Annotated in this window: 22 protein-coding genes and 1 tRNA gene; 10 read left to right on the top strand and 13 right to left on the bottom strand. The window is 75.9% G+C overall.

Translation table 11 applies throughout. From position 1 onward, the window contains the following. Window positions 1-100: 100 nt before the first annotated feature. The 8 genes from MT994_RS15465 to MT994_RS15430 form a co-directional block, all read right to left on the bottom strand. Entirely contained in the window at window positions 101-922 is an 822-nt protein-coding gene (locus MT994_RS15465; protein ID WP_211435873.1) for an ABC transporter permease, read from the bottom strand. Then, the gene (locus MT994_RS15460) at window positions 919-1,866 is read right to left on the bottom strand and encodes an ATP-binding cassette domain-containing protein (RefSeq protein WP_354806973.1); all 948 of its coding nucleotides are present in this window, start codon (window positions 1,864-1,866) and stop codon (window positions 919-921) included. The genes MT994_RS15465 and MT994_RS15460 overlap by 4 nt, the downstream gene beginning before the upstream one ends. Window positions 1,867-2,003: 137 nt before the next feature. Further along, window positions 2,004-3,332 (bottom strand): MFS transporter, encoded by a 1,329-nt coding sequence (locus MT994_RS15455; protein WP_354806972.1) that lies wholly within the window; start codon window positions 3,330-3,332, stop codon window positions 2,004-2,006. Between the two features lie 63 nt (window positions 3,333-3,395). Further along, entirely contained in the window at window positions 3,396-3,896 is a 501-nt protein-coding gene (locus MT994_RS15450; RefSeq protein WP_021482856.1) for a MarR family transcriptional regulator, read from the bottom strand. A gap of 348 nt (window positions 3,897-4,244) precedes the next feature. Next, window positions 4,245-5,453, bottom strand: a complete 1,209-nt coding sequence (locus MT994_RS15445; RefSeq protein ID WP_354806970.1) for an ABC transporter permease — start codon at window positions 5,451-5,453, stop codon at window positions 4,245-4,247. Continuing rightward, window positions 5,450-6,412: an ATP-binding cassette domain-containing protein gene (locus tag MT994_RS15440; RefSeq protein ID WP_076406284.1), complete on the bottom strand. Its 963-nt coding sequence runs from the start codon at window positions 6,410-6,412 to the stop codon at window positions 5,450-5,452. Before MT994_RS15440 ends, MT994_RS15445 begins: the two co-directional genes overlap by 4 nt. Window positions 6,413-6,516: 104 nt before the next feature. Then, window positions 6,517-7,200: a hypothetical protein gene (locus MT994_RS15435; protein WP_354806968.1), complete on the bottom strand. Its 684-nt coding sequence runs from the start codon at window positions 7,198-7,200 to the stop codon at window positions 6,517-6,519. A gap of 88 nt (window positions 7,201-7,288) precedes the next feature. Next, complete coding sequence (locus MT994_RS15430) at window positions 7,289-7,891, bottom strand: TetR/AcrR family transcriptional regulator (protein WP_031317332.1); 603 nt, start codon at window positions 7,889-7,891, stop codon at window positions 7,289-7,291. A gap of 315 nt (window positions 7,892-8,206) precedes the next feature. Between MT994_RS15430 and MT994_RS15425 the strand changes: the two genes are divergently transcribed. The 3 genes from MT994_RS15425 to MT994_RS15415 all read left to right on the top strand — a co-directional run bounded on the left by MT994_RS15425 (window position 8,207) and on the right by MT994_RS15415 (window position 11,039). Beyond that, window positions 8,207-8,278: transfer RNA gene (locus tag MT994_RS15425), tRNA-Gln, on the top strand. A 30-nt stretch (window positions 8,279-8,308) separates the two neighbouring features. Next, on the top strand, window positions 8,309-9,988 hold the full coding sequence (glmU, locus tag MT994_RS15420) for a bifunctional UDP-N-acetylglucosamine diphosphorylase/glucosamine-1-phosphate N-acetyltransferase GlmU (protein ID WP_086150907.1): 1,680 nt from the start codon (window positions 8,309-8,311) through the stop codon (window positions 9,986-9,988). A gap of 67 nt (window positions 9,989-10,055) precedes the next feature. Further along, complete coding sequence (locus MT994_RS15415) at window positions 10,056-11,039, top strand: ribose-phosphate diphosphokinase (RefSeq protein WP_024841193.1); 984 nt, start codon at window positions 10,056-10,058, stop codon at window positions 11,037-11,039. Between the two features lie 3 nt (window positions 11,040-11,042). On the opposite strand, the gene MT994_RS15410 is transcribed toward MT994_RS15415, so the two are convergent. Then, window positions 11,043-13,739 (bottom strand): hypothetical protein, encoded by a 2,697-nt coding sequence (locus MT994_RS15410; RefSeq protein WP_354806965.1) that lies wholly within the window; start codon window positions 13,737-13,739, stop codon window positions 11,043-11,045. Window positions 13,740-13,875: 136 nt separating this feature from the next. Here MT994_RS15410 and MT994_RS15405 point away from each other — a divergent pair, with 136 nt between their 5' ends. The 7 genes from MT994_RS15405 to MT994_RS15375 all read left to right on the top strand — a co-directional run bounded on the left by MT994_RS15405 (window position 13,876) and on the right by MT994_RS15375 (window position 21,883). Next, window positions 13,876-14,520 carry an SIMPL domain-containing protein gene (locus tag MT994_RS15405; protein ID WP_354806964.1) on the top strand — a complete coding sequence of 215 codons (645 nt, stop codon included), beginning with the start codon at window positions 13,876-13,878 and terminating at the stop codon, window positions 14,518-14,520. A 68-nt stretch (window positions 14,521-14,588) separates the two neighbouring features. Then, entirely contained in the window at window positions 14,589-15,311 is a 723-nt protein-coding gene (locus MT994_RS15400) for a GPP34 family phosphoprotein (RefSeq protein ID WP_085387449.1), read from the top strand. Window positions 15,312-15,476: 165 nt separating this feature from the next. After that, window positions 15,477-16,619, top strand: coding sequence for an acyltransferase (locus MT994_RS15395; protein ID WP_194521134.1), 1,143 nt, complete (start codon window positions 15,477-15,479; stop codon window positions 16,617-16,619). A gap of 350 nt (window positions 16,620-16,969) precedes the next feature. Then, window positions 16,970-17,596, top strand: coding sequence for a 50S ribosomal protein L25/general stress protein Ctc (locus MT994_RS15390; protein ID WP_021482199.1), 627 nt, complete (start codon window positions 16,970-16,972; stop codon window positions 17,594-17,596). 121 nt (window positions 17,597-17,717) lie between these two features. After that, window positions 17,718-18,320 (top strand): aminoacyl-tRNA hydrolase, encoded by a 603-nt coding sequence (gene pth / locus MT994_RS15385; protein ID WP_086150902.1) that lies wholly within the window; start codon window positions 17,718-17,720, stop codon window positions 18,318-18,320. 138 nt (window positions 18,321-18,458) lie between these two features. After that, window positions 18,459-20,753: a glycosyltransferase gene (locus tag MT994_RS15380; RefSeq protein ID WP_354806961.1), complete on the top strand. Its 2,295-nt coding sequence runs from the start codon at window positions 18,459-18,461 to the stop codon at window positions 20,751-20,753. Then, on the top strand, window positions 20,750-21,883 hold the full coding sequence (locus MT994_RS15375; protein ID WP_354806959.1) for a glycosyltransferase family 4 protein: 1,134 nt from the start codon (window positions 20,750-20,752) through the stop codon (window positions 21,881-21,883). The genes MT994_RS15380 and MT994_RS15375 overlap by 4 nt, the downstream gene beginning before the upstream one ends. On the opposite strand, the gene MT994_RS15370 is transcribed toward MT994_RS15375, so the two are convergent. The 4 genes from MT994_RS15370 to MT994_RS15355 are packed head-to-tail and all read right to left on the bottom strand — an operon-like array spanning window position 21,814 to window position 25,925. Then, on the bottom strand, window positions 21,814-22,827 hold the full coding sequence (locus tag MT994_RS15370; protein WP_354806958.1) for a glycosyltransferase: 1,014 nt from the start codon (window positions 22,825-22,827) through the stop codon (window positions 21,814-21,816). The genes MT994_RS15375 and MT994_RS15370 overlap by 70 nt on opposite strands. After that, a complete protein-coding gene (locus MT994_RS15365; RefSeq protein WP_354806957.1) occupies window positions 22,811-24,130 on the bottom strand; it encodes a hypothetical protein in 1,320 nt (439 codons plus the stop codon). The genes MT994_RS15370 and MT994_RS15365 overlap by 17 nt, the downstream gene beginning before the upstream one ends. Continuing rightward, window positions 24,127-25,167 carry a glycosyl transferase gene (locus MT994_RS15360; RefSeq protein WP_354806956.1) on the bottom strand — a complete coding sequence of 347 codons (1,041 nt, stop codon included), beginning with the start codon at window positions 25,165-25,167 and terminating at the stop codon, window positions 24,127-24,129. The genes MT994_RS15365 and MT994_RS15360 overlap by 4 nt, the downstream gene beginning before the upstream one ends. Next, window positions 25,164-25,925 (bottom strand): CDP-alcohol phosphatidyltransferase family protein, encoded by a 762-nt coding sequence (locus MT994_RS15355; RefSeq protein WP_194521131.1) that lies wholly within the window; start codon window positions 25,923-25,925, stop codon window positions 25,164-25,166. Before MT994_RS15355 ends, MT994_RS15360 begins: the two co-directional genes overlap by 4 nt. Window positions 25,926-26,048 lie beyond the last annotated feature (123 nt).

Genomic DNA, 26,048 nt, shown 5'->3' with positions numbered 1-26,048 from the left:
GTGGTCGTGGTGCGTCCTGTCGACCGGACGCACCAGGACCACCTGCTCGGCCGCGCGGGGGTGGGGGCGGGGGTGGGTGGGAGAGAGGGGCGGAGGGGGGTCAGCGGGCGGTCCGCCGGCGGTAGAGCAGGGAGCCGGCGGTGCAGCTCGCGACGAGGAAGCCGGCGAGCCACGCGACGGCCGTGAGGACCGTCGACGCGTCGGGCGCGCCTGCGAGCAGCCCGCGGAACGTCTCGATGACCGGCGTGAACGGCTGGTTCTCGGCGAACCCGTGCAGCCACGACGGCATGGTGTCGATCTGGACGAACCCCGAGCTGAGGTAGGGCACGAACAGGAAGAGGAAGTTCACGGACTGCGACGCCTCGACGCTCAGCACGAGGCCGAGCGCCACGCTCAGCCACGTGAACGTCAGCACGGCGAGGACCGCGAACGCGACGAGCCCCGCCCAGTCGGCCGGCCCGGCGTCGGGCCGGAAGCCGAGCGCGAGCGCGACACCGACGACCACGACGGCGGACGCGAGGTTGCGCACGACGCTCGCCACGACGTGCCCCCACAGCGCGGACGGCCCGAAGATCGGCAGGGTCTTGAACCGGTCGATCGTGCCGGACGTCATGTCCTGCGCGACGCCGACCGCGGCCGTCGCGGAGCCGAACCCCAGGCACATCACGAGCACGCCGGGCACGACGTAGTCGATGTAGTCGTCCCCGCCGATCGCCCCGCCGAAGATGACGACGAAGACGAGCATGATCATCACCGGCAGCGCGAAGGCCGTGACGAGCCCGTCGACGCTGCGCAGCTGGCGGCGGGTCTCGCGGCCGACCATCGTGCGGACGTCGCGCGCCGCGGTGGCCGGGGTCTGCCGCGCGCGCGGCCGCGTGGTGCGGGACGGCCGGGGCAGCGTGGTCGTGGGTGCGGCGCTCATCGGGCGCCCTCCTTCCGGGTCAGGGCGAGGAACACGTCGTCGAGCGTGGGCCGCACGACGCTGACCCCCACGACCGCGAGCGCGTGGGCGTCGGCGGCCGCGAGCACGTCGCGGATGGTGCGGACGGGGTCGTCGCTCGGTGCGGTGAGCGAGAGGTCCTTCGCGTCGGCCGTCGGGCGGGCCAGCCCGATCGAGGGCGCGAGCCCGACGGCGGCGGCCAGGCTCTCCGGGTCGTCGAACGCCACGCGCACGTGGTCGCCCGCGACGAGCGTCTTGAGCTCGGCGGCCGTGCCCCGCGCCGCGACGCGGCCGTCGTGCAGGACGGCGATCGTGTCGGCCAGGCGGTCGGCCTCCTCCAGGTACTGGGTCGTCAGCAGGACGGTCGTCCCGTCGGCGGCGAGGCCCCGCACGACCTCCCACAGCTGCGCGCGCGACGCCGGGTCGAGGCCCGTCGTCGGCTCGTCGAGCACGAGCACCGCCGGGTCGGCCACGAGGCTGATCGCGAGGTCGAGACGGCGGCGCATGCCGCCCGAGTAGGTCCCGACCCGCCGGTCCGCGGCGTCGGTGAGGTCGAAGCGCTCGAGCAGCGCGGCGGCGCGCGGGCGCACCGCCCGGCGGGGGAGGTGCGCGAGCTCGCCCATCATCACGAGGTTCTCGCGGCCCGTCTGGAACTCGTCCACCGACGCGTACTGGCCCGTGAGCGCGATGGTCTCGCGCACCCGGGCGGCGTCGTGCACGACGTCGGCGCCCGCGACGCGGGCCGTGCCGCGGTCGGGCCGGACGAGGGTCGTGAGGATGTTGACGGTCGTCGTCTTGCCCGCGCCGTTGGGCCCCAGCAGCGCGAAGATCTCGCCGCGGCGCACGGTCAGGTCGACGCCGCGCAGCACGGCGTGGTCGCCGTAGGACTTCTCCAGCCCCTGCGCGGCGATCATCGGTCCGGTCATCGCCCTTCTCCTTCTCCGTCGGCCGTTCGTGTGCGGCGCACACTGCTCGTGTGCGCCATAAACTGTGTATACACCATAAACACGTGCGCGAGAAGGGGTCAAGGGCGAGGAGGCTCCACGGGGAAAGGGCTGCGCGCTCAGCCCGCGCGACGACGGGGAGCGCCGGTGAGGACCAGCCCGATCCCGGTCATCACCACGAGCGCACCCAGCACGACGGCGACCGGCACCGTCCACGTCCCCGTCGCCGTCTGCAGCGCCCCGGCCGCGGTGGGCGCGACGGCGGCCAGGCAGTACCCGACCGACTGCACCGTCGCCGACGCCTGCCGGCCGCGCCGGACCGTCGGGTACCGCTGGGCGACGAGCGTGAAGATCACGACGAAGTTCGCCGCCTGGGCGACGCCCGCGGCGGACGCCCACACCGCCCAGAGCCCCGGCGCGACGAGCAGCCCCACGGGCAGCGTCAGCCACAGCACCGCGATCCCGACGAACGTCTGCCGCAGGCTGAGGCGGCGCGCGGCGAGCGGCACCGCGAGACCGCCGACGATCGCGAAGCCCTGGAACAGCGACGCCGCACCGCCCGACGCGGAGCGCGGGATGCCCGCGAGGTCCTCGAGGACGAGCGGCAGCCACGCCGTGAGCGCGTAGAAGCTCGACGACTGGAGCGCGAACATCGCGCACAGCCACCACGTGAACGGCGTCGCGAGCACGTGGCGCTCACGGGCCGTCGTCGGGTCGGTGCCCGTGACGCCCTCCGCCGCGGCCGCCGCCAGCGCGTCCGCCTCGGCCGCATCCCCGGCCGCCCCGGCCTCCGTCTCCGATGCCGCCGGGCCGGGCACGGTCTCCACCGACACGCCCCGGGGCTCGCGCGCCTCGCGCGGCACCGCGCGCAGCCACCACACGAGCGCGACGACCGCGAGCACCGACCACGACGCGAGCGCCCAGCGCCACCCGACGGCGTCCGCGAGCGGCGCGGTGAGCGCCGTCGTCGCGACGGTCCCGACGTTGATCGCCGCCGTGTACAGGCCCGTCACCGTCGCGACGTGGCCGGGGAAGTCGCGCTGGGCGATCATCGGCACCGCGAGGTTCGCCGTCGTGATGCCGAGCCCGAGGAGCACCGTGCCCGCGAACGTCCCGGCCGCGCCGAGCGCCGCGAGGTCCGCCGAGCGCAGGACCGTCCCCGCGACGATCAGCGTGAGCGCGACGGCGATCGCCGTCCGGAGCGACGACCGCCCGAGCAGGCCCGCGACGGCGGGCGTCGCGAGCGCGAAGCACAGCACCGGGATGCCGGTGAGCAGGCCCGCCGCGGCGGCGGTGAGGTCGAGGTCGGCCGCGACGTCCGCGACGACGGGCGGGAGCGCCGTGAGCGGCGCCCGCAGGTTGACGGCCACGAGCAGCACGGCGACCAGCAGGACCCCGTCGATCCCGCCGCGGAACGTGCTCGGGCGGGGCGGCCGTGACGACGGCATCGGGCGGGGACCTCCGGGTGCGGGCGCGTGCGGCGACGCCCGCCCGGTCGTCCGGGCCGTCGGTCAGTCGTCGAACTGTCCTCCGACTGTACGCAGGAGCGCCGCGAGCGCAGGTCGCTCGCCCGGCTCGAGCGCGTCGAGGATGCGGGCCTCGACGGCGAGGAGGTCGGTCATCGCCGTGTCCACGCGCTCCAGGCCCTCGGGCGTGAGCTCGACGAGCACGCCGCGCCGGTCGTCGGGCGAGCGGCGGCGCACGACGAGCCCGCGCTCCTCGAGCCGGTCGATGCGGTTCGTCATGGTCCCGCTCGTGACGAGCGTCTGGGTGACGAGCGCCCCGGGGGAGAGGCGGTACGGCTCGCCCGCGCGGCGCAGCGCGGACAGGACGTCGAACTCCCACGTCTCCAGGTGCCCGCGCGCGAACGCCGTGCGCCGCGCCCGGTCCAGGTGCCGGGCGAGCCGGTCGACCCGCGAGAACACCGTGAGCGGCTCGACGTCGAGGTCCGGCCGCTCGCGCTGCCACGCCGCGACGATGCGGTCGACCTCGTCCTCGTGCTGCTGGTCCATGACGCGAGGGTACTCGACGTGTCTCGACGTCAAGACTCTTGACGGCTCGCCGGTCGTCGCGGCGCGCCGCAAGACCCGCCACCGCGAGGTAGAGCCCTGGCCCCGCGAGGTAGAGCCGCTGTCCGCCGAGGTAGAGCCCAGGTTCGGCGAGGTAGAGCCGTGGTCCCGCGAGGTAGAGACGCTGTCCGCCGAGGTAGAGGCGTGGTCGTGCGGGCCGTGCCTGGCCGCGCACCTACCAGGGCGACACGAGCACAGGGTGGGGCGACCCACCGTCGTCGACCACCGGACCTGGCCTCTACCTCGACGAACCGCGCCTCTACCTCGGCGGGGCGGGGCCGAGCCCCGCCGTCAGGACGTGCGCAGGGCGTCCGTGAGCTTGACGCGGGCGCCGGTGCGCAGGACGGCGTTGGAGTAGATCTTCGCCGCGAGCCACACGAGGAGGGGGATGACGGCGACGGAGAGGCCGAGCGCGACGAGGGCCTCCCACGTCTCGGCGCTGCCGAGCGCGATGCGGACCGGCATGAGCAGCGGCGAGCACAGCGGCACGTACGACAGCCAGACGACGAGCGGGTTGTCCGGCGCCCACGGCGCGACGGAGACGCCCACGATGTACGGCACGATCATGAGGAACGTGACGGGCGTGGTGACCGCGCCGACGTCCTCCTGGCGCGACACCAGCGCGCCGAGGCCGGCCATGAGCAGCGCGTAGCTGACGAAGCCGACGACGAACCACACGAGCGCCCAGGCCGCGGCGGTCCCGAGGTCGATCGTCGAGGTGTCGACGAGGCCGAGGCCGAGCGCGGTCCCGACGCCCGCGAGCACGACGAGCGCGACCTGCCCCAGCCCGACGAGGCCGATGCCGAGGACCTTGCCGGCCATGAGCTGCCACGGGCGCACGGTCGAGAGCAGGAGCTCGACGACGCGGCTCGTCTTCTCCTCGACGACGCCCTGCGCGATGAGCTGGCCGCTGATCATGATGGCCATGAAGAGCAGGATGCCGGTGACCAGGCCGGTGACGTAGCGCGCCGGGTCGAACTCGCTCGGCTCGCCGATGGTGCGCACGTCCGGCGCGGCGGTCGCGACGTCGCCCGCGACCTGGGCGGGGTCCCCCCCGAGGCTCGCGACGGCGTCGGACAGCGCGGTCTGCTGGGCGAGCGTCGTGAAGACGGCCGTGAGGCTCGACGACAGCTCGGTGTCGACGACGACCGTGGGGGAGCCGACGCTCCCGGTGACGAGCGCGTCGAGGTCGCCGTCGCGCACCTGGGCCTCGCCCGCGGCGTCGTCCGCGACGTCGACGGTCTCGACGTCGGTCCCGAGCGTGCTCCCCGTGGTCTCGATCGTCTCGGCGAGCGCCGCGGTCTGCGGCGTGACCCCCACACGCTCGGCGCTCGGTCCCGACCCGTTCGCGAGGTTGAGCACGACCCCGCCGAGCACGACGGCGCCGACGAGGATCACGGTCAGCCACACGAACGACTTGGAGCGCAGCCGCGTCATGATCTCGCGACCCGCGACGAGGCGGATCGCGCCCCAGGACGTCAACGAGGTCCCCGTGCTCATGCCCCCACCTCCACGGTCTCGGCGGCCGTCGCGGCCGGCTTCTCCTCGGCGCTCACGACGTCGCGGTACAGCTCGGTGAGCGACGGCCGGACGAGCGCGAACTCGTGCACGGGCCCGGCGGCGAGCGCCGCGCGCAGCACGGCCTGCTCGCGCCCCCCGGTCCCGTCGCCGGTCGACCCACCGGGCACGAGCTCGACGACGGTGCGCGACCCCTCCAGGCTGACGGCCCGCGCGTCGGGCACGGCGCCGATCCACGTGGCGCCGGGCGGGCCGTCCACGACCCAGCGCTCCTGCTCGGTGCGACGGAGCTCGTCGATCGTGCCGACCTCCACCATCGCGCCGTCCTTGATGATGCCGACGCGGTCGCACAGCCGTTCCACGAGGTCGAGCTGGTGCGACGAGAACACGACGGGCACGCCTGCCTGGGCGCGGTCGCGCAGGACTCCGCTCATGACGTCGACGGCGACGGGGTCGAGCCCGCTGAACGGCTCGTCGAGCACGAGCAGCTCGGGGTCGTGGGTGAGCGCGGCGGCGAGCTGGACGCGCTGCTGGTTGCCGAGCGAGAGCTTCTGCACCTCGTCGCCGCGGCGCGCCTCGACGCCGAGCGTCGTGGTCCAGCGCTCCATCGCGTCCTTCGCCGCCGCGGCGGACAGCCCGTGCAGCCGGGCGAGGTAGACGAGCTGCTCGCCGACCTTCATGCGCGGGTAGAGGCCGCGCTCCTCCGGCATGTAGCCGATGCGGCGGCGGGCGGCCAGGTCGAGGGGCCGGCCCTCCCACCGGACCTCGCCGCCGTCGGCGGCGAGGACGCCGAGGACGATGCGCATCGTCGTCGTCTTGCCGGCGCCGTTGGAGCCGACGAAGCCGAAGATCTCCCCGGCGCGGACGTCGAACGACGTGCCGCGCAGGGCGCGCACGTCGCCGTAGGACTTGGTCAGCGAGTCGATCTCGAGTGTCGCCATGCGTTCCACACAACCACGCGCGAACGCGCGCGGCACGGGACAGATGTCACGTCCTGGCCGTGCGGAAGCAGGGGGTGCGCCCCTGCCGACGTCGGGCCCGCCGGTCAGCCGAGGTGCTCGTCGCGCACCGTGGGCAGCGTCCGCGCGGCCCGCACGGCGAGGCGCAGCATCGTCCCGGTCGCCTCGTCGACGGCTGCGGCGTCGTCGCGCCGGACGGCGTCGAGCGAGACCCAGAGCAGCTCGCGGGCGAGCGCGGCGTCCTGCTCGTCGAGCCGACCGGACACCGACTCGACGGCGCTCATCGCGACGAGCACGCGCATCACGGCCGACGTCGGGGGCGCGACGCGCACGCGCCGGATCTCCACGGCCCGGCGCAGCGCGCGACGCTCGACCCGCGTGAGGCGCGGGCCCGTCACGTGCAGGAGCACGACGGTGAGGAGCGCGGCCACGAGCCCGAGGACGGCGGCGAGGAGCAGGGTCTCGGGCGCCGCCAGGTGCCGCCCGGCGACCAGGGCGGCGAGCGCGGTCGTCACGCCCGCGACGAGACCGACCCGCACCACGTCGACCGACGCGCGCCACTCGGCGTGCCGACGCACCCGGTCCAGCTCGTGGGGGGTGAGGCCCGGGACGAGCACGTCGGTGCGCTGGACGACGCGCGCGGGCGCGCCCGGGACGTCGCCCTGCAGACACCGTGCGGTCGTCCAGGTCACGTACCCCCAGACCGTGGGACGGATCTCGTCCCGTGGGTCGCCGTACTCCTGGTCGGCCGACCGGTCGTGCCCGTGCATCCGCTGCCCCGCTTCGTCGTTCTGCTCTGCCGCCAGAGAGACGGGCTGACCCCGCTGTCATGACGCGGGTTCGGGGAGCGGATCTGCGTCAGGACCTCGTGGTGATGAGGTGCGGCCGCTTCTCCATGTCCGCGAGGCCGTTCCAGGCGAGGTTGACGAGGTGCGCCGCGACCTCCGTCTTCTTGGGGGAGCGCGCGTCGAGCCAGTACTGACCGGTGAGGGCGACCATGCCGACGAGCATCTGCGCGTAGATGGGCGCGACCTTCGGGTCGAGGCCGCGCGTGCGGAACTGGTGCGCCAGGAGGTGCTCGACCTGCGTCGCGACGTCGCCGATGAGGCTCGAGAAGGTGCCCGTGGCCTGCGCGACGGGGGAGTCGCGCACGAGGATCCGGAAGCCGTCCTCCGACGCCTCGATGTAGGACAGGAGGGCGAGCGCGGTGCGCTCCAGCAGCACCTTCGGGTGACCGCCCTCGTCGAGCGCGCCCGACAGCGCCGCGGTGAGCGCCTGCACCTCGCGGTCCACGACGACCGCGTAGATGCCCTCCTTGCCGCCGAAGTGCTCGTACACGACGGGCTTGGACACCTCGGCGCGCGCGGCGATCTCCTCGACGCTCGTCCCCTCGAACCCCTTCTCGGCGAACAGCTTGCGGCTGACGGCGAGCAGCTGCTCGCGCCGCTGGCTCGCGGTCATGCGGGATCGGGGGGTGCGCCTGGAGTCTGCCACGGGTCCATCATGCCGTGCGGGCGGTCGCCGCAGCCGGAGGGTCCGCGCCCGCCGGCGCGGGCGTCGTCGGGCGGGCGCGCGCGGGTGTGGTGCGGGCCACGCCCCGCGTCCGGTGCGGATGGGGCGAGACGGGCACGCGCGGCGTCGGGCACGGGGACCGACCTGGCAGACTGTTCCCGGACCCGGCCCGCCCGCCGCGGCCCGGGTCGAACCGGGGGCGCGGCGACGGGCAGGTGACGTGCACGTGCCGAGCACGTGAGAGCACGGCGTCGCCGGGTCCGGTCCGCCTTGGTGTAATCGGCAGCACAAGGGTTTTTGGTGCCCTTGGTCCAGGTTCGAGTCCTGGGGGCGGAGCTCGTGCCACCGATCCCGAGGGGAACACCCATGGAAGCTCAGCAGGGCACCGACACCACCGTCGCCCCCGCTGCCGTGATCGTCCTCGCCGCAGGCGAGGGCACGCGGATGAAGTCGTCCACCCCCAAGATGCTGCACACGCTCGCGGGTCGCAGCCTGCTCGGGCACGTGCTCGTCGCCGCGCGCTCGCTCGACCCGGCGCTGCTCGCCGTCGTCGTGCGGCACGAGCGCGACCGCGTCGCCGAGCACGCCGTGTCGGTCGACCCGGACGCGGTCGTCGTGGACCAGGACGAGATCCCGGGGACGGGCCGCGCCGTGCAGTGCGCGCTCGCCGCGCTCGACGCGAAGGCGCACGCGCAGGCGCTCGTCCACGGCGTGCCCGACGGCGAGGAGGGGCGCGGCGTCGGCGACGGCCTCGAGGGCCCCGTGGTCGTCACCGCGGGCGACACCCCGCTGCTCGACGGCGGCACCCTCGCCCAGCTCCTCGCGGCGCACGTCGCCGACGGCAACGCCGTGACGATGCTGACGACGCAGCTCGACGACGCGACGGGCTACGGCCGCGTCGTGCGCGACGACGCGACCGGCGACGTCCTGCGCATCGTCGAGCACAAGGACGCGTCGGCCGACGAGCTCGCGATCCGCGAGATCAACGCGTCGATCTACGTCTTCGACGCCGCCGTCCTGCGACGCGGGCTCGGCACGCTCGGCCGCGACAACGCGCAGGGCGAGGTCTACCTGACGGACGTCGTCGCCGCGGCGCGCGCCGAGGGCGGCGTCGTACGGGCGCTCGTCTCGGACGACCCGACGGTCGTCGAGGGCGTCAACGACCGCGTGCAGCTCGCGACGCTGCGCGCCGAGCTCAACCGCCGGATCCTCGAGGACTGGATGCGCGCGGGCGTGACGGTCGTCGACCCGGCCACGACGTGGGTCGACGTCGACGTCGAGCTCGCGCGCGACGTGACGCTGCTCCCGGGGACGCAGCTCCACGGCGCGACGGTCGTCGCCGAGGGCGCGACGGTCGGCCCGGACACCACGCTCACCGACACCGAGGTCGGCGCCGGCGCGACCGTGACCCGCACGCACGGCTCGCTCGCGGTCCTGGGCGCGGGGACGTCCGTCGGACCGTTCGCGTACCTGCGGCCCGGCACCGTGCTCGGTGCGCAGGGCAAGATCGGCACGTTCGTCGAGACGAAGAACGCGGAGATCGGCGAGGGGTCGAAGATCCCGCACCTGTCCTACGTCGGCGACGCGACCATCGGCGACCACACGAACATCGGCGCCGCGTCGGTCACGGTCAACTACGACGGCGTGCACAAGCACCGCACCGTCATCGGCTCGCACGCCCGCACCGGCGCGGACAACATGTTCGTCGCGCCCGTGAGCGTCGGCGACGGCGCGTACACCGCCGCCGGGTCCGTCATCCGCCGCGACGTGCCCGCGGGCGCGCTCGGCGTGAGCGGGGGCCAGCAGCGCAACATCGAGGGCTGGGTCGAGCGGCGTCGCGCCGGCACGCCCGCCGCCGAGGCCGCGGCCGCCGCGCGCGCCGCGGACCCGGAGGCGCCCCCGCTCGGCGCACAGGCGCAGGCCCAGCTCGCGGACCAGAGCGCCGCCGCGACGGCCGACCGCCCCACCCCGCCGCCGCCCGCGCCCGAGCTCGAGCACACGCTCGAGGCGCTGCGTGGCGGTCGTCCCGCCACCACGACAGACTGACCGCGACCGGCCAGCCGACCTCAGACCTACCCCGCACCCGGAAACCCCACCGAAGGAACCCACTGGTATGAGCAGCACGATCGCCGGCAACGGGGAGAAGTCCCTCGTCCTCGCCTCGGGGCGCGCGCACCCCGAGCTGGCCAACGACGTCGCGCGGGAGCTGGGCATCGACCTGCTGCCCACGACCGCGTACGACTTCGCGAACGGCGAGATCTACGTCCGGTTCGGCGAGTCGGTGCGCGGCTCGGACGTCTTCATCCTCCAGAGCCACACCGCGCCGATCAACCAGTGGATCATGGAGCAGCTGCTCATGGTCGACGCCGCGAAGCGCGCCTCGGCCCGCACGATCACGGTGGTGCAGCCGTTCTACGGGTACGCCCGCCAGGACAAGAAGCACCGTGGTCGCGAGCCGATCTCGGCGCGCCTCATGTCCGACCTGTTCACCGCCGCGGGCGCCGACCGCCTCATGAGCGTCGACCTGCACGCCGCGCAGACGCAGGGCTTCTTCGACGGGCCGGTCGACCACCTGTGGGCGATGCCGATCCTCACGGACTACGTGCGCTCGCGCGTCGACACGTCGAACGTCACGGTCGTCTCGCCCGATGCGGGCCGCATCCGCGTCGCCGAGCAGTGGGCCGCGAAGCTCGGGGGCGGGCCGCTCGCGTTCGTCCACAAGACGCGCGACGTCACGCGCCCGAACCAGGCCGTCGCGAACCGCGTCGTGGGTGACGTCGAGGGCCGCGACTGCGTGCTCGTCGACGACCTCATCGACACCGGCGGCACGATCGCCGAGGCCGTGCGCGTCATCCTCGCCGCGGGCGCGCGGTCGGTCATCGTGGCCGCGACGCACGGCGTGCTGTCCGACCCGGCGGCCCAGCGCCTGTCCGAGTGCGGGGCGAGCGAGGTCGTCATCACGGACACGCTGCCCATCGCGGCCGAGAAGCAGTTCCCGCAGCTCACGGTGCTCTCCATCGCGCCGCTCATCGCGCGCGCGATCCGCGAGGTGTTCGACGACGGCTCGGTCACCTCGCTGTTCGACGGCAACAGCTGAGGCTCAGCCCAGCCACCCGGCCAGCGCGGTGCGCAGCCGGTCGCGCTCCGACGGGGTGAGCCGCAGGCGCACGACGCGCGACCGCACGGCGCGGGCGACGTCGTCGGGAAGCCCCTCCTGAGGCAGGGCGCCCACGTCGTGCGCGAGCAGCACGTCGAGCACGTCGCAGCGGCCCGGGAGCGCCGGGAGGTCCGCCGCGAGGTGCGCGGCGGCGCGCACCCTCGCGGCCTCCTCGGGCGTCGTCCCGAGGAGTGCCGCGAGGTCGGGCGGGGAGACCGCCACGATCCGCTGCTCCGTCGTCAGGCCCCACGCGCGCAGGGCCGGCGCGTACCGGGCGAACGGCGCGACGGCGAGCAGGTCGAGCGGGTCCTGGCCGAACTCCGCGGCGTACTCCGGCCGCTCGCGGTACGCGGCCAGCATCGGGTCGTCGTGGAGCCACGTGCGCAGGTCGGCGAGCACGACCGCACGCCGCAGGTGGTCGGTCGTGCGGAGCGCGTCCGCGGCACCGAGCGGCGTCGTGCGGACGGCGTACGTGCACGCCAGGTTGTACTCGCCGGTCGGCGTCGTGGGGGACGGCGCGTCCGCGCCCTCGGGGTCGCGGGCCAGGGCGGCCCGGTAGGCGCGCCGCAGGCGCTCCCGGGGCGTCTCGGCCGTCTCGCTCGGCTCGGCCCGCTCGCCCGGCTCCGTCCCCGGTGCCGTCGGCACCCGTTGCGGTGCCACGGGCTCCAGCGCCCGGGCCGCGACCTCCGCCTGGAGGTAGAGGCTGTCGACGGCGTCCTGGAGCCGGACGACGAGCGCGTCCTCCCGCCCCGCGGCACGCTCCACCGCGAGCGCCTCCAGCAGCGCGCGGACCGCGTCGACGGCGGTCGCGTCGAGCCTGCCCGCCGGGTCGTCCCCGTCGCGGCCCGGGGCGAAGCACGCGTTCACCGTCGTCGCGGCGCGCGAGTACTGGGCCCGCAGCCGCAGCGAGCGGTACCCGCTGCGGCCCTCGCTCCGCGTGACGAACCGGTCGAGCCAGCGGCCGTACGCGTCGAGGTCCTCGCGCAGGGTGTGGTGCCTGCCCTCGGCGTGCGCGAGGGCGACCTGGGCCAGGTCGTTGCGCGGGTCGACGTCGACGGCGCGCGCGAGGAGCTCCCGCTCCCGGTCCGGCGCGTCGGTGAGGTCGCTCTGGGCGACGTACTGGAGGGCGAGGCTGCGCCACGACGTCGCCCCGCACAGCCCCTCGAAGCCCGCGTGGTGGCGTGCCAGCGTCAGCAGCACGACGGCCGCGGCGGCGCGGTAGAGGTCGACCTGCGCCGCGGCGGCGGCCGACGCCGGGTCGTCGGGGTCGAACCGCAGGAGCCCCGCCCGGTCGAGCGCGGCGGAGCCCGCGGCCCGTCCGTTCCTCGTGACGACGACGGCCAGGTGGTCGGCGTCCCGCTCCTCGACCGTGACCCGCCAGGGGACCGAACCGACGACGCCCTGGGCCAGGCTGACGACCGCCTTGACGAACGCGCCCTGGGGCAGCTCGGACAGCGCGGACCCGCTGAGGGCGCTGATGTCCGTGCCGCGGGGCACCTCCAGGCCGCGCGGCGGCTCGGCGCCCAGCTCGCCCAGGAGCGCGACGAGGCGCGCCCCGCCCGTCCCCTCGTGCGACGTCGTCCGGTCGCCCGAGCGGCCCGACGTCACCTCGATCGTCAGCCGCAGCCGGGTCGCGAGGACGGTGGCGACGAGGAGCACGCCGAGCGCCGCCACGACGGCCCCCGCCGCGAGGGAGCCCGCCGCGACGGGCCCTGCCGCGACGGTGCCCGGGCCCCCGAGGGCGCGGGCCGAGAGCACGACGGCCGCGACCGCGGCGACGCCGGCCACGGCGGTCGCCCACGCCCACCAGCGGGTGCGGTCGGGGCCGGCACCCGGCGCGACGAGCCGCCCGAGGGCGAGCGCCACCGCCACGACACCGGCGACGAACCCGAGCACGAGGACCACCACCGCGAGGGTCGCGCCCGCGACGCCGGAGCCCGTCCATGTGCTCGCGCCCGCGGCGGGACCCCACACGAGGAGCGCCGCGCCGGCGACGAGGGCGCCCCACCCGGCGGCGCCCGCGCGCACGCGCTCTCCCGCGGACAGGACGGGCCAGCGCAGCGTGACGGGGACGACGAGCCGCGCGACGACGGCGAGCACGAGGACGCCGACGAGGAGCGCGAGCAGGAGCGGACCCAGGGGGGAGACCGCCTCGACGAACCCGTCCCAGGCGGACGCCGCGCGGTCCGGGACCGTCGTCTCCTCCTCCTGCGCCGCGCGGACCACGGCGGCGGCCCGCGCGTCCTGCGCGTCGAGCGCGAGCGCCTGCTCCGCGCGGGCCTGCGCGGCGGCCCAGGACTCGGCCTCCCCGGACGTCGGCCGCGCCCCGCCGGGCTCGAGGGCCTCCGCCTCGGCGGCGAGCGTCGCGGCGGTGTCCCGCGCGGCGACCGCCGCGTCCTGCACGTCGGCGCACGCCGTGGCCCGCGCCGCCGGGTCCGCGGGGGACGTGGCCGTCGCGCGGTAGGCGTCGACCAGGGCGAGCGCGTCCCGGGGGCGGGAGCCGTCGAGCAGCGCGAGCGCGTCGGCGCACGCGCGCGGCGTCGTGGCGGCCGGGTCGGTGCCCGCGGCGTCCGCGGCGGCCACCCCCGGGGCGGGGGCGAGCGCGACGAGCAGCGCCGCGAGCGCGAGGAGACGTCTCACGCGGACCTCCCGGGTGCGGGACGGGCACGACGTCGTGCCCCTCTGACACGAGAGTGGCAGGCCGCGGGCCGTCCGTGCCGCGCTCACCCGGGTGAAACGGGGGCGACCCCGGGCGGTCCGTGCGAGCATGACGGCCATGAACGGCTCTGGGGTGACGACCACCGGTCAGGGAGCGGTGACGGCCACGCCGGACGTCGCCGTCGTCGAGCTCGGCGCCGAGGCGACCGCGCCCGGCGTCCAGGACGCGCTCGACCGCGCCAACGCCGGGCTCGCCGCGGCGCGGGACGCGCTCGTCGCGCACGGCGTCGCGCCGTCCGACCTGCGCACGTCGCAGACGTCCACGTGGACCGAGCAGCGCGAGGACGGCCCCCGCACGACCGCCCGCCTCACGCTGCGCGCGACGCTGCGCGACGTGGGGGCGAGCGGCGAGGTCGTGCGCGCCGCGCTCGACGCCGCCGGCCCGGTGGGCCGGCTCGACTCGACCAGCCTCGCCGTGGGGGATCCCGCCCCGCTCGCGGCCGCGGCGCGCGAGGCCGCGTTCGCCGACGCCCGCACCCGCGCCGAGCAGTACGCCCGCCTCGCTGGACGCTCGCTCGGCCCGGTCGTCGAGATCCGGGAGGACGACGGCGCGCCCGGCCCGGTGGCGCGCGTCCTCGCGGCGAAGGCGACGAGCGACGCGCTCGTCGTCGAGCCGGGCAGCCAGGAGGTCCGCGCGACCGTCACCGTCCGGTGGGAGCTCGCCGACCCGGCGGACCGGGGCCCGGCGTCGCCGACGGCGTGAGACCTGCACCGGGCACCGGTGACAAACGGCAGGTGCCCGGCCCCGTCGCCCGGCCCTAGCGTGGACGCATGCTCATCCTCGAGGACTACCTGCTGCTCACGCTCGACGACGTGACCGGGAAGGCCGTCGTCGACGCCTCGTACCGCGAGCAGGTCGCCGCGGGCGCCCTGCTCGTCGAGCTCGCGCTCCTCGGCCGGGCCGACCTCGCGGGCGACGGCGACGGCGGCCGGGTGGGCCGCATCGTCGTCCGGGACGCGTCCCCGACGGGCAACGCGCTCCTCGACGAGGCGCTCGACGTCGTGCGGGCGCGCGAGGGCTCCACGCCGAAGGCGCTCGTCGCGCCGATCGCCAGGCTCCGGCCCGCCGCCCGCGCGGTCGCGGCGCTCGCGGAGCGCGGCGTCCTGCGGCGCGAGGAGGGCCGCGTGCTCGGCATCTTCCCGACGACGCGCTTCCCCGCGGCGGACTCCCGCCACGAGGACGCGGTGCGGGCCGACCTCCGACGCGTCCTCGTCGAGGGGCAGGCGCCGGACGCGCGCGCGGCGGCGATCGTCGCGCTGCTCGCCGCGACGGGCCAGGCGGGCCGGGTGCTCGCGAGCGGCGGCAGCGACGCCGACGGCGGGCCCGGACGCACCCCCGCGGGGCGTCGCGACGTCGATGCCCGGGCGCGCGAGATCGCGCGCGAGAGCTGGGCGAGCGAGGCCGTGCGCGCGTACGTCGAGGAGGTCACCGCGGTGATCCTCGTCGGCGCGACCGTGGCCACGACCGTCGCGACGACCACCGCGACGGGCTGAGCGCGCGCGATCTCGCCCGGGTGAAATGACGGCGAGGCCCTCGTGGCCGTCGCCGTGGCGAGGGTAGGTTCGCACGGTCCGCGTCGGTCCCGACGGCCGGGGGTCTCCCGGTCCGGTCGTGGCAGCGCCCGCGCGGACCCGCCCGCAGCGTCCGGAGGTGACGACGTGCCCCGGCAGCAGACCGCCGAGCGAGTACGCCTGCGCTGGCCCGACGCCGCGCGCGGCCTCGCCATCCTGCTCGTCGTCGTGCTGCACGCGACGCGCGCGCTCGGCGACCTCGACCTCTCCGGCGCCTGGGGCACGGTCCTCGCCGGGTGGGACCGCGTGAACGCGGCGCTCGGCACGATGCGCATGCCGCTCTTCTTCGCCGTCGCGGGCCTGTTCGCCGGGAAGTGGGTCCGCGGGCCCTGGCGTGCGCTGCTCGCCTCGAAGGTCGCGCTCTTCGCCTGGCTCCTGCTCCTGTGGCCGTTCGTCCGGGCGCTCGGCTACCTCCTCGGGGCCGTCGTCGCGGGCGACCCCGACCCGGTGCACGAGGCGCTCGTCGGGCTCGAGCTCCCGCCCGGCCTGGCCGACGACGGCGGACCCGCCCTGCAGGTCGGCACGGCCGCGCTCTCGGCGTGGGTGTGGCCGTCAGGGATCCGCTGGTTCCTCTGGGCGCTCGCGGTGTTCTTCGTCGTCGCGAAGCTGCTCTCGGGGCTGTCCCCGCGCGTGCAGCTCGTCGGGGCGGCGGCCGTGTCGCTCGCGGCGTTCGCGTTCGCGCTCGAGCTGCCGAACAACGCCTGGGACAGCGCGCCGAAGTACTTCGTCTTCTTCCTGGGCGGCCTCCTCCTGCGCGACCGCGTCCTCGGGCTGACCGAGCGCCTGACGCTGTGGACCGGCGCGGGCGTCGTCGCGCTCTGGGTCGCGGGCTGCGTGCTCGCGGCGCACGTGGCGTCGGGCGTCCTGCTGTGGGTCGTGTGCGTGCTCGGGGTGGCCGCGGGCATCGTGCTCGGCGTCGCGACGAGCGGCCTGCGGCCGCTGCGCGCGCTCGGGACGCGGACGCTGCCCGTCTACCTCACGCACATGCTCGTCATCCACGCGATCCTGCTCGTCGGCGGCGACGCGCTCGACGCCGTGCCCGCCCCGGTGGCCGCGCTCGCGCCGCCCGTGCTGGCGCTCGTCGCGACCCTGGCCTCGGTCGGCGTGTACGCCGTCGTCTCCCGGACCCCGGTCTACTGGCTGTACGAGCTGCCCCGGAGCCTCGCGCGCCGGCTCGCCGGCCGACCCGCGCCCCGTCCCGAGACGGCCCGCGCCGACGCGACGCCCTGACACCCTTCCCGTCGACGGCCGCAGGCCTCGCGGCCGCGGCTCCAGGTCCGGCCACGGGGGAGCGGGTTTCCGACTCGCGCCGCGCCCGGGTACAGTTATCAGGTTGCCTCGGCGAGGGACGTCTGACGGCCGGCAGCGCTGGACCGGTGAGCACACCGGCGGCGCGGGACCGCACGTGTCAGCCAGACCTGTTGGATCTCCGTTATCGACTGGGCGGTCGTCCTCCTGCGCGCCCGTCACACGTCCCGCGCCGACGCAACCGCCCGTCCGGGAGGCCCTCTCACCGTCCGGACAGCCGACCGTCCCCCACTGGCGGCCGGCCCGCAACGCATCTTCCAGGAGTGATCCACGTGTCCGAGATCAAGCTCGCCGCCGAGGCCCGCACCGAGTTCGGCAAGGGCGCCGCGCGCCGCATCCGCCGCGCCGACAAGATCCCCGCCGTCCTCTACGGCCACGGCAGCGCTCCGGTGCACGTCACCCTGCCGGGCCACCAGACGATGATGGCGCTCAAGCACTCGAACGCGCTCTTCTCCATCGAGCTTGAGGGCAAGGGCCAGCTCGCCATCGCCAAGGACGTCCAGCGCGACCCGGTCCGCAACGTCATCGAGCACGTCGACCTGCTCATCGTGAAGAAGGGCGAGAAGGTCGCCGTCGAGGTCCCGGTCGCCGTCACCGGCGAGTCCGCCCCCGGCACCATCCACCTCGTCGACCTGCAGACCCTCGCCATCGAGGCCGAGGCGACGCACCTGCCCGAGTCCGTCGAGGTCTCCATCGAGGGCCTCGAGGCCGGCACCACCGTCACGGCGGGCGAGGTGAAGCTCCCCTCCGGCGCGACGCTCACGACGGACCCCGAGCTCGTCGTCGTGACGATCTCCGTGCCGCAGGACAACTCGGCGGACATCGAGGCCGCCGAGGCCGAGGCCGCCGAGCAGGCCGCCGGCTCCGAGGCCGCCGCCGAGGCGACCGCGGGCGAGTGACCCCCCGCGCGGACGTCGTCCGCGCCATGCTCTCGTCGAGGCGTCCGGCACCCTGGTGCCGGACGCCTCGTGCGCGTCGGGAGCCGGGACCGTGCAGGACGTCAGCGAAGGAACGGTGCACATGAGCGACCAGCCGTGGCTCGTCGTCGGGCTCGGGAACCCGGGCTCCGGCTACGCCGGCAACCGCCACAACCTCGGCCACATGGTCCTGGACGTCCTCGCGGGCCGGGCGGGCGCCCGGTTCGCGCGGCACCCGCGCGCGCAGGCCGCCGTCGCGGAGGCGCGCCTCGGCATGCTGCCCGGCGGGCGTCCCGGGCCGCGCGTCGTGCTCGCGAAGCCCACGACGTACATGAACGTCTCGGGCGGGCCCGTGGCGGGCCTCGCGAAGTACTACGGGATCGACCCCGAGCACGTGGTCGTGGTCCACGACGAGGTGGACATCCCCTTCGGCGCGGTCAAGCTGAAGATCGGCGGTGGCGAGGGCGGCCACAACGGGCTGCGCGACATCACCAAGGCGCTCGGCACGAAGGACTACGTGCGCGTCCGGGGCGGCGTCGGGCGTCCGCCCGGCCGCATGGACACCGCCGACTACGTGCTCAAGGACTTCAAGGGCACGGAGGCGAAGGAGCTGCCCTTCCTCCTCGACGACGCGGCCGACGCGGTCGAGATGGTGCTCACCGAGGGGCTGCTCGCTGCGCAGGGCAAGTACCACGCCCGCGCCTGACCCGTCCGGCCCGCCGAGGCCTCTCCACCCCGTCCCGCCGGGGAAATCACCCGGGTGAGGCGCCGGGAACCCGGCCCCACGGGTCCCGCACACCACTAGCCTCGCAGGAAGGCACAGGGCGGCAGGGCGGGAGTGACGGTGGCGGCGACGCTGAGCATCGCGATGGTGGGCACGCGCGGCGTCCCGGCACGGTACGGCGGCTTCGAGACGGCGGTCGAGGAGGTCGGCTCGCGCCTCGCGGCGCGCGGGCACCGCGTCCGCGTCTACACGCGCACGGGGAACACCGAGGACGTCGTCCGCGAGCACCTCGGCATGGAGGTCGTCACCGCGGGCGCGCTGCGCAGCCGCTCGCTCGAGACGCTGAGCCACACGGCCGTGTCGGTCGCCCACCTCGTCGCGCACCGCACCGACGCGGCCTTCGTCTTCAACGCGGCGAACGCCCCGTTCCTGCCGCTGCTGCGCGCGGCGCGCATCCCGGTCGCGACCCACGTGGACGGGCTCGAGTGGCGGCGCGCGAAGTGGGGGCCCACGGGCCGCCGCTACTACCGCGCGGCCGAGACGACGGCCGTCCGGTGCTCCGACGCGATCATCGCCGACGCCCGGGGGATCCAGGACTACTACGCGCGCGAGTACGGCGTGCCGTCGTCGCTCATCGCGTACGGCGCCCCGCTGCTCGACGACGACCGCGGCGCGCGCGTCGCCGAGCTCGGGCTCGAGCCCGAGGGCTACCATCTCGTCGTCGCGCGGTTCGAGCCCGAGAACCACGTGCAGGAGATCGTCGAGGGCTACGTGCGGTCCGCCGCGACGAAGCCCCTCGTGGTCGTCGGCTCGGCGCCGTACTCCGCGGAGTACACCGACCGGATCGACCGGCTCGCGCAGGGGGACGCGCGGGTCCGGCTGCTCGGCGCGGTGTGGGACCAGGAGCTGCTCGACGACCTCTACGCGTCCGCGTTCACCTACGTCCACGGGCACTCCGTCGGGGGGACCAACCCGTCGCTCCTGCGCGCGATCGGCGCCGGCGCGCCCGTCGTCGCGTTCGACGTGGACTTCAACCGCGAGGTCGTGCGCGACACCGGCCTCTACTTCCGCGGCCCGCACGACCTCGCCGGGGTCCTCGAGGACGCCGAGCGCGACGAGCTGGGGACGCTCGAGCGCGGCCGCGCGAACCGCAAGCGCGCCGAGGACTACTCGTGGGACGACGTCGCCGACGGGTACGAGCAGCTCGCGCGCGACCTCGCGGCCCGGCGCACGCCCGGGCCGTGGCGGACCGCGCGCCGTCGCGCCGCTGCCGCGGACCGGCAGGACGCGCCTCGCCCCGCCGCAGCCGCCGACGACCCGGCCCTCGGTGACCCGGCCCTCGGTGACCCGCCCCGCCGGGTCCTGTTCGACGCCTACTGGTGGGACCGGGGGCCGTTCTCGAACCGGTCGGTCCAGCGCGCGCTCATCCACCACTGGCACGAGCGGTTCCCGCAGGACGAGCTCGTGCTCGCCGTCCGCGGCGGGGAGGTCGCCGTGCCGTCGGACCTGCCGCCCGGCGCGCGGACGATCGGGACGCGCCTGTACCCGCACGCGCTGTCGAACGCGGTCGAGCTCGGCCGGCTCGCGCGGACGGTCCACGCCGACGTCGTCGTCGCCCACAACTACACGCCGGTCGGGCGGGTCCCGGCGGTGACGTTCGTCCACGACGTGATGTTCCGCGACCACCCCGAGTGGTTCTCGCGGACCGAGCGCGCGTACTTCGCGCCGATGATCCCGCTCCTGCGTGCGGCGGACGCGGTCGCGACGTCGTCGCGCACGGAGGCGGACCGCATCGAGGGCCGCTCCGGCCGCCCGGTCACGCCCGTGGGGCTGGGCGTGCCGCGCACCCTGACCGACGCCGTCCCGCGCCCGCCCGCGGGGATCGACCCGGGGCTCCCGTTCGCGCTGTGCGTGGGACGCCTCAACGTCCGCAAGAACCTCGAGGCCGTGCTGCGCGCCGTCCCGCTGTCCGCGCGGCTGGGGCCCGAGGCGCCCCTCCTGGTCGTCGGGGGAGCCGAGCACTCCGGCGTCGCCCCGGACCTCCCGCCCGGCACGGACGCGCTCCTCGCGAGCGGTGCGGTGCGGCTGCTCGGCGCGATCGACGACGCCGAGCTCGCGTGGCTCTACTCCCGCGCCGCCGTCACGGCGTTCCTGTCGCGCGACGAGGGCTTCGGGCTGCCCGTGCTGGAGGCGACGCACTTCGGCTCGCCGCTCGTGCTGGCCGACACCCCCGTGTTCCGCGAGCTCGCCGACGGCCTCGCGCGCTTCGTCCCGCTCGACGCGCCGTCGCGCGACGTCGCGACCGCGCTGGACGCCGCCTGGGGGACGACCCCGGACGCCGCGCTGCGCGAGCGGCTGCTCGCCCGGTACGAGTGGGACCGCGTGGTGGAGCGGCTGCGCGGGCTCGTCCCGTGACGCGGCCGCGCGTCGTCGTGCACCTCGCGCACGAGCAGGACCCGGTGGCGTGGCGGGCGCGGTACGCGGCGGGGGAGACCCTGGACCGCACGCCCTACGGCTACGACCTCGCCGCGGGCACGGTCGACCTCGCGTGGAGCGTGTCCCACCGCGAGCGGCCGTCCGTGGCGCGCGTGCGGCGCGCGCTCGCGGCGCGGCTCGGGACCGACGTCGTGCACGCGTGGCGCAACCGCGCGCTCCTGGGGAGCGCCGACGTCGTGTGGACGCACACCGAGCGCGAGCACCTCGCGGTCGGCCTCGTGCGCGCGACGCTGCCCCGACGCCGCAGGCCCGCCGTCCTCGCGCAGTCCGTGTGGCTCTGGGACCGGTGGGACGACCTCGGTCGCGCCCGCCGCCGTCTCTTCGCGGCCGTGCTGCGCGGGCACGCGGTCGAGGCGGTGCACAGCGACGTCAACCGGCGCGTGGCGCTGGACCGGGTGCCCGGTCGGCGGGTCGTCCTCGTCCCGTTCGGGACGGCGCCCGCAACGGGGGAGGGGGGTGCCGCCGGGACCGACGGCCCCGGGACCACGCCCGAGGTGCTGGCCGTGGGCAACGACCGGGACCGGGACTGGGACGTGCTGCGCGCCGCGCTCGACCTGCTGCCCGGCGTGACCGCGCGCGTCGCGTCGCGGTCGGTGGCCGCGGCCCGGGTCGCGGTCACGGGCCGGGTCGACGTCGCGCCCGCGACGGGCCGCGCCGAGCTCGCGCGGCTCTACGCGGGCTGCCGGGTCGTCGTCGTGCCGCTGCGCGAGAACCGGCACGCGTCCGGCGCGACGGCGTGCGTCGAGGCGATGGCGGCGGGCCGCGCGCTCGTCGTGACCGACGCGGGCGGGGTGCGCGACTACGTCGCGGGGACGCGGGCCCGGCTCGTCGCCCCGCACGACGCCGCCGCGCTCGCCGAGGCGGTGCGGCACGCGCTCGGCCCGGGGGAGGCGACGAGCGCCGCGGACGTCCGGGCGCGGGGCCTGCGGCAGGAGGACTACGTCGCGCGCTACGTGCTGCTCACGCGGGCGCTCGTCGCTCAGGCGGAGATCCCCGCCGCGGTCTCGTCGTTCGAGCCGGTCGCCGAGGAGGCGGGCCTGGCTCCCTGAGGCGTCGCGCCGTCGCGGGCGTACTGCCGGTGCAGGTGCCCGAACGCGCCGGCGACCATGCCCCGGCCCCGGTGGCTCGTGCGCAGGCCGCGCGCGTCGCTCTCCAGGTCGCCCGTCCACCGGCCCCAGACGTGCCGGGCCGCGCCCGCGACGGTGCGGCCCGTGCCCCCGACGAGCGCGCGCGCCCGTACGAGCGCCCGGCGCGCGGGGCCCCGGGCGAGGCGGAGCTCGACCTGCACGGCGCCGTTGCCGCCGTTGAACGCGCGCCGCATGGCCCACGCCCGGGTCATGCGCTCGGCCGGGACGAGGTCCTCCGCCTCGGACTCGTTGCACCACACGATCCGGCCGCCCGCGTCGACGAGCGCGCGCGAGAAGAGCGTGTCCTCGCCCCCGGCGAGGCCCAGCGTGACGTCGAACCGGGTCCCGAGCGACCGCACCTGCCGCAGGTCCAGCAGGAGGTTCCCGCTCGCCGCGACGGGGATCTCGATCCCGGTCGGGCGCGGTCGACGGCGGAACACGCCCGTCGCGAGCAGCCACGGGTCGGGCTCGTGCGCGAACACGGAGATCACGCGGCCCATGACGGCCGCCGGGCGACCCGTCTCGCGCCACGTGTCCACGAGGGCCGCGAGCCACCGCTCGCGCGGGCGCTCGTCGTCGTCGAGGAACGCGAGCAGGTCGGCGTCGGCCGTCTCGTCGAGCGCGCGGTCGCGTACGGCGGCGATGCCCGGGTGCGGCTCGACGACGTAGCGCACGGGCAGCGGGGCGTCCCGCACGACCTGCCGCGCCGACCCGGCGGGGTCGTTGTCCAGGACGAGCACCTCCACCCGGGCACCCTCCACCTCGGCCAGCCGCTCGGGCAGACGCGCGAGCAGCCCGGCGAGCGTCGCGGGGCGCCGGAACGTCGGGACCGCGACGACCAGCCGGAGCTCAGGAGGGGGCGTCACTGCGGATGAACCTCATCTTCCCGCCCACCTGCGGGATGTGGTCGACGAGCTCGAGCGTCACCGGCACGAGGCCGCGCGTCGCGCGGCGCAGCGTCGCGAGGGCCCGCTCGATGTCGGCGCGCTCGTCGCTCGCCGGGATGCAGCGCAGCGTCACGGCGTAGTCGCGGCCCTGCACGATCTCGAACTGCCGCACCGAGAGCGGCGCGTGGTCGAAGATGTGGCCGAGCGCCCCGGCGATGGTCGTCCCGTCCGGGAGCCGGACGGCGTCGGAGGCCCGCCCCGAGACCGCGCCGAGCCGGGGCAGGGAGCGCCCGCACACGCACGTCTCGCGGTGGATGCTGCTCACGTCGCCAAGGCGGTACCGCACCACGGGGAAGACGCGGTTCGTCAGGTCGGTGACGACCACGTTGCCCTCCTGCCCGTCGGGGACGGGGCGGTCGTCGTCGTCGAGGATCTCGACGCGGCGCACGTCCCAGAACACGTGCATCCCGGACTGCTCGGCGCACTCGCCGGCGATCCACGGCACCTCGGCGCTGCGGTAGTGGTCGTAGACGGGCGCTCGGAGCGCCGTCGCGATCTCCGCGCGGACGCCCGGCGCGAGCGGCGCGGCCGTGACCGCGACCGCGCGCGGCGGCGCGAGCTCGATGCCGAGCCGTCCCGTGCGCCGGACCAGCTCGAGCACGCCCCCGCCGTAGCCCAGCAGGAAGGGCGGCCGGAGCCGGTTCCAGCGGCGCGCGAACTCGGTGACCGTCTCGTCGGTGATGCGGAACGCGTCGAGCTGCACGCGGCGGCTCGGGAGCCACTGCAGGTCGTGGCGGACGCGCGCGAGGCCCTCCAGCATGTGCCGGGTGATGATCCCGCGGTCCTCCCACGGCTCGACGCCCCACCACCGGAACAGCCGCCACTCGAGCGCGCGCGCCGGGAAGCGCAGGTCGCGCAGCACGTGCAGGGGGAGGCCCGTGCTGCCGCCCGTGCGCGACGTCGCCGACGTGCGGTCCGTCGCCTCGTCCGTGCGGATCGTGTCGAAGTGCTCGCGCAGGGCGGGCTTGTCGACCAGCGGGAGCGCGTCGAGCACCGCGTCGTCCCGGAGGTCGGCCGCGGTGATCCCGGCGTCGCGGTAGAGGTCCCGGTAGAACGGGCTGTGCTCGGACGCGAACCGGGCGTGCCGCAGGGCGCGCTCGCGCGAGAGCTGCTCCAGCGCCGCCGCCGGGAGGGCGTCGTGCCGCACGAACGCGTCGAGCTGGGCCGTGCTGTCCCGGCCCACGACGGCGGTCTTGGCGCGGAACGCCGCCTCGGCGATCACGCGGCCCCCTCCCGCCCGGCGCGGCGGCGCGACCGGCGGCCTGCGAGCGCGGTGCGGTAGGCGCGGGCGTGCGCCGCCCCCGCGTCCGTCCACTCGCGGCGCGACAGGTCCGGACGCGCGCCCTCCGGGATCGCGGCCGCCTCGGCGAGCGCCCCGACGAGGCGCTCGCCCGTGAGCCGGTCGTCGAACATGAGCACCCACTCGTCGCCCACCTCCTTCGCGAGAGCCTCGTTCACCGCGTTGCGCGGCACGAGGACCGGGCGGTCGAGCGACAGGGCGGCGAGCACGCTCCCGGAGTTGTGCATGAACCGGTAGGCCAGCACCACGAGCTGGGAGCGCGAGGCGAGGGCGACGAGCTCGTCGTCCTGGAGGAAGCGCAGGGTCAGCTCGACGCCGGGCAGGTCCGCGGTCTCCGCGCGCAGCGAGGTCTCGAGCTCGGCCGACGACGGGCGCCCACCGATCTCCAGGCTCAGGTCGTCGCGCAGGGCGCGCGCCTCGCGGTAGGCGCGCACGAGGTCGCCCACGCTCTTGTAGCGCCGCACGCCGCCGAAGTAGCCCGCCCGTCCCGGGACCCGCTCGTCCCGGGCGTACCGGGCGAACCAGTCGCGGTAGTGGCCGTGGAGGATCGTGGTGCGCGGCTGCTCCGGGGGCAGCTCGGTCGTCTCGTTGAGGACGATGCGGTGGTCCGTCGAGCGGTCGACGCGGACCAGGAGCCAGCGCGAGACGCGAGGGACGTCGGGCAGCTCGACGTTGTGGACCGTCCGCACGACGACCACGCGGCTCAGGCGGTGCCGCACGAGGATCGCGGCGACGAGCGCGTGCTTCGCGGCGGCCTTCCACCACGTGGTGCCCTCGAGCTTGCCCTCGGGCCAGTGCCAGTGGAAGACGTCGTAGCGGCCCACGATCGCCGTGCGCCAGTCGAAGCGCAGGTGCTCCACGGTCGGCTCCGCCGCGAGGGCCGCGTCGAGCTGGGTGATGTACGGGTTCGTCGTCGACCGCGGTGCGCGGAACGACTGCATCACCCGCACGGGCCTCACGAGGGGACTCCCGCCGTCGTCGCCGCGCCGCGTTCCAGGGCCTGGAGCGACCGGTACCACCGCACGGCCGCGAGGGGCAGGACGAGCGCGTTCACGACGGCCAGCGCGGTGTACACGACGAGGAACGCGGAGGGGAGCCACAGCAGCGCGAACGAGAGGCACAGGAAGCCGTAGTCGGTCGGGAGCACCGCGAGCGTGTAGAGCGGGTGCTCGCGGAGCCGGCCCCCGGTCCCGTGCGCGGCCCCGCCCGGCGAGCCCTTGGCGCGGCGCACCAGGTCGACCGCGACGATCCCGAAGAAGAACGTGCTGCTCACGACGCAGAACGCGAGCGGCACGACGAGCCAGCCGGCGTCGACGTCGTAGTACCGGAACCAGCAGACGAGCACCGCGAGGTGCAGGGCCACCGTCTTGAAGGCGTCGAAGAAGTGGTCGAGCCACTCGCCCGCCGCGCTCCCCGACCGCGAGAGCCGCGCGAGCTGGCCGTCCGCGGAGTCGAGGGCGTACCCGAGGACGAGGAGCACGACGGCCGCGAGCGACGACCCGAGCGTCGGCTCGGCGAGCGCGATCGTCGCGATCCCGGCGAGCGTGGTGGCCGCGCTGACGAGCGTCACCGCGTCGGGCGTCAGGCCGAGCACGTACGCGCCCGCGGCGAGCGGGCGGCCGAGGGGGCGGTTGACGAAGCGCGAGTACGCGGCCGCGCCGCTCGACGACTTCTGCGCGTCGTGCAGTCGCGTCATCGCCGCGCCGAACTCGGACATGGGCACCTCGCGAAAGAGACGGGGGGAGCTTCTGGGAAGCGGCGGCGACGGATTGTCTGCCCGCCCCCGACCGTGCCGAGAATCGTATCCAGGCGGGCGCGGGTGAACAGCGGGTGAGGTTGT

This window comes from Cellulosimicrobium sp. MI9406, assembly GCF_040595865.1.
GTDB classification, from domain to species: Bacteria; Actinomycetota; Actinomycetes; order Actinomycetales; family Cellulomonadaceae; genus Cellulosimicrobium; species Cellulosimicrobium funkei.
This window is presented reverse-complemented; position numbering and strand designations above follow the sequence as displayed.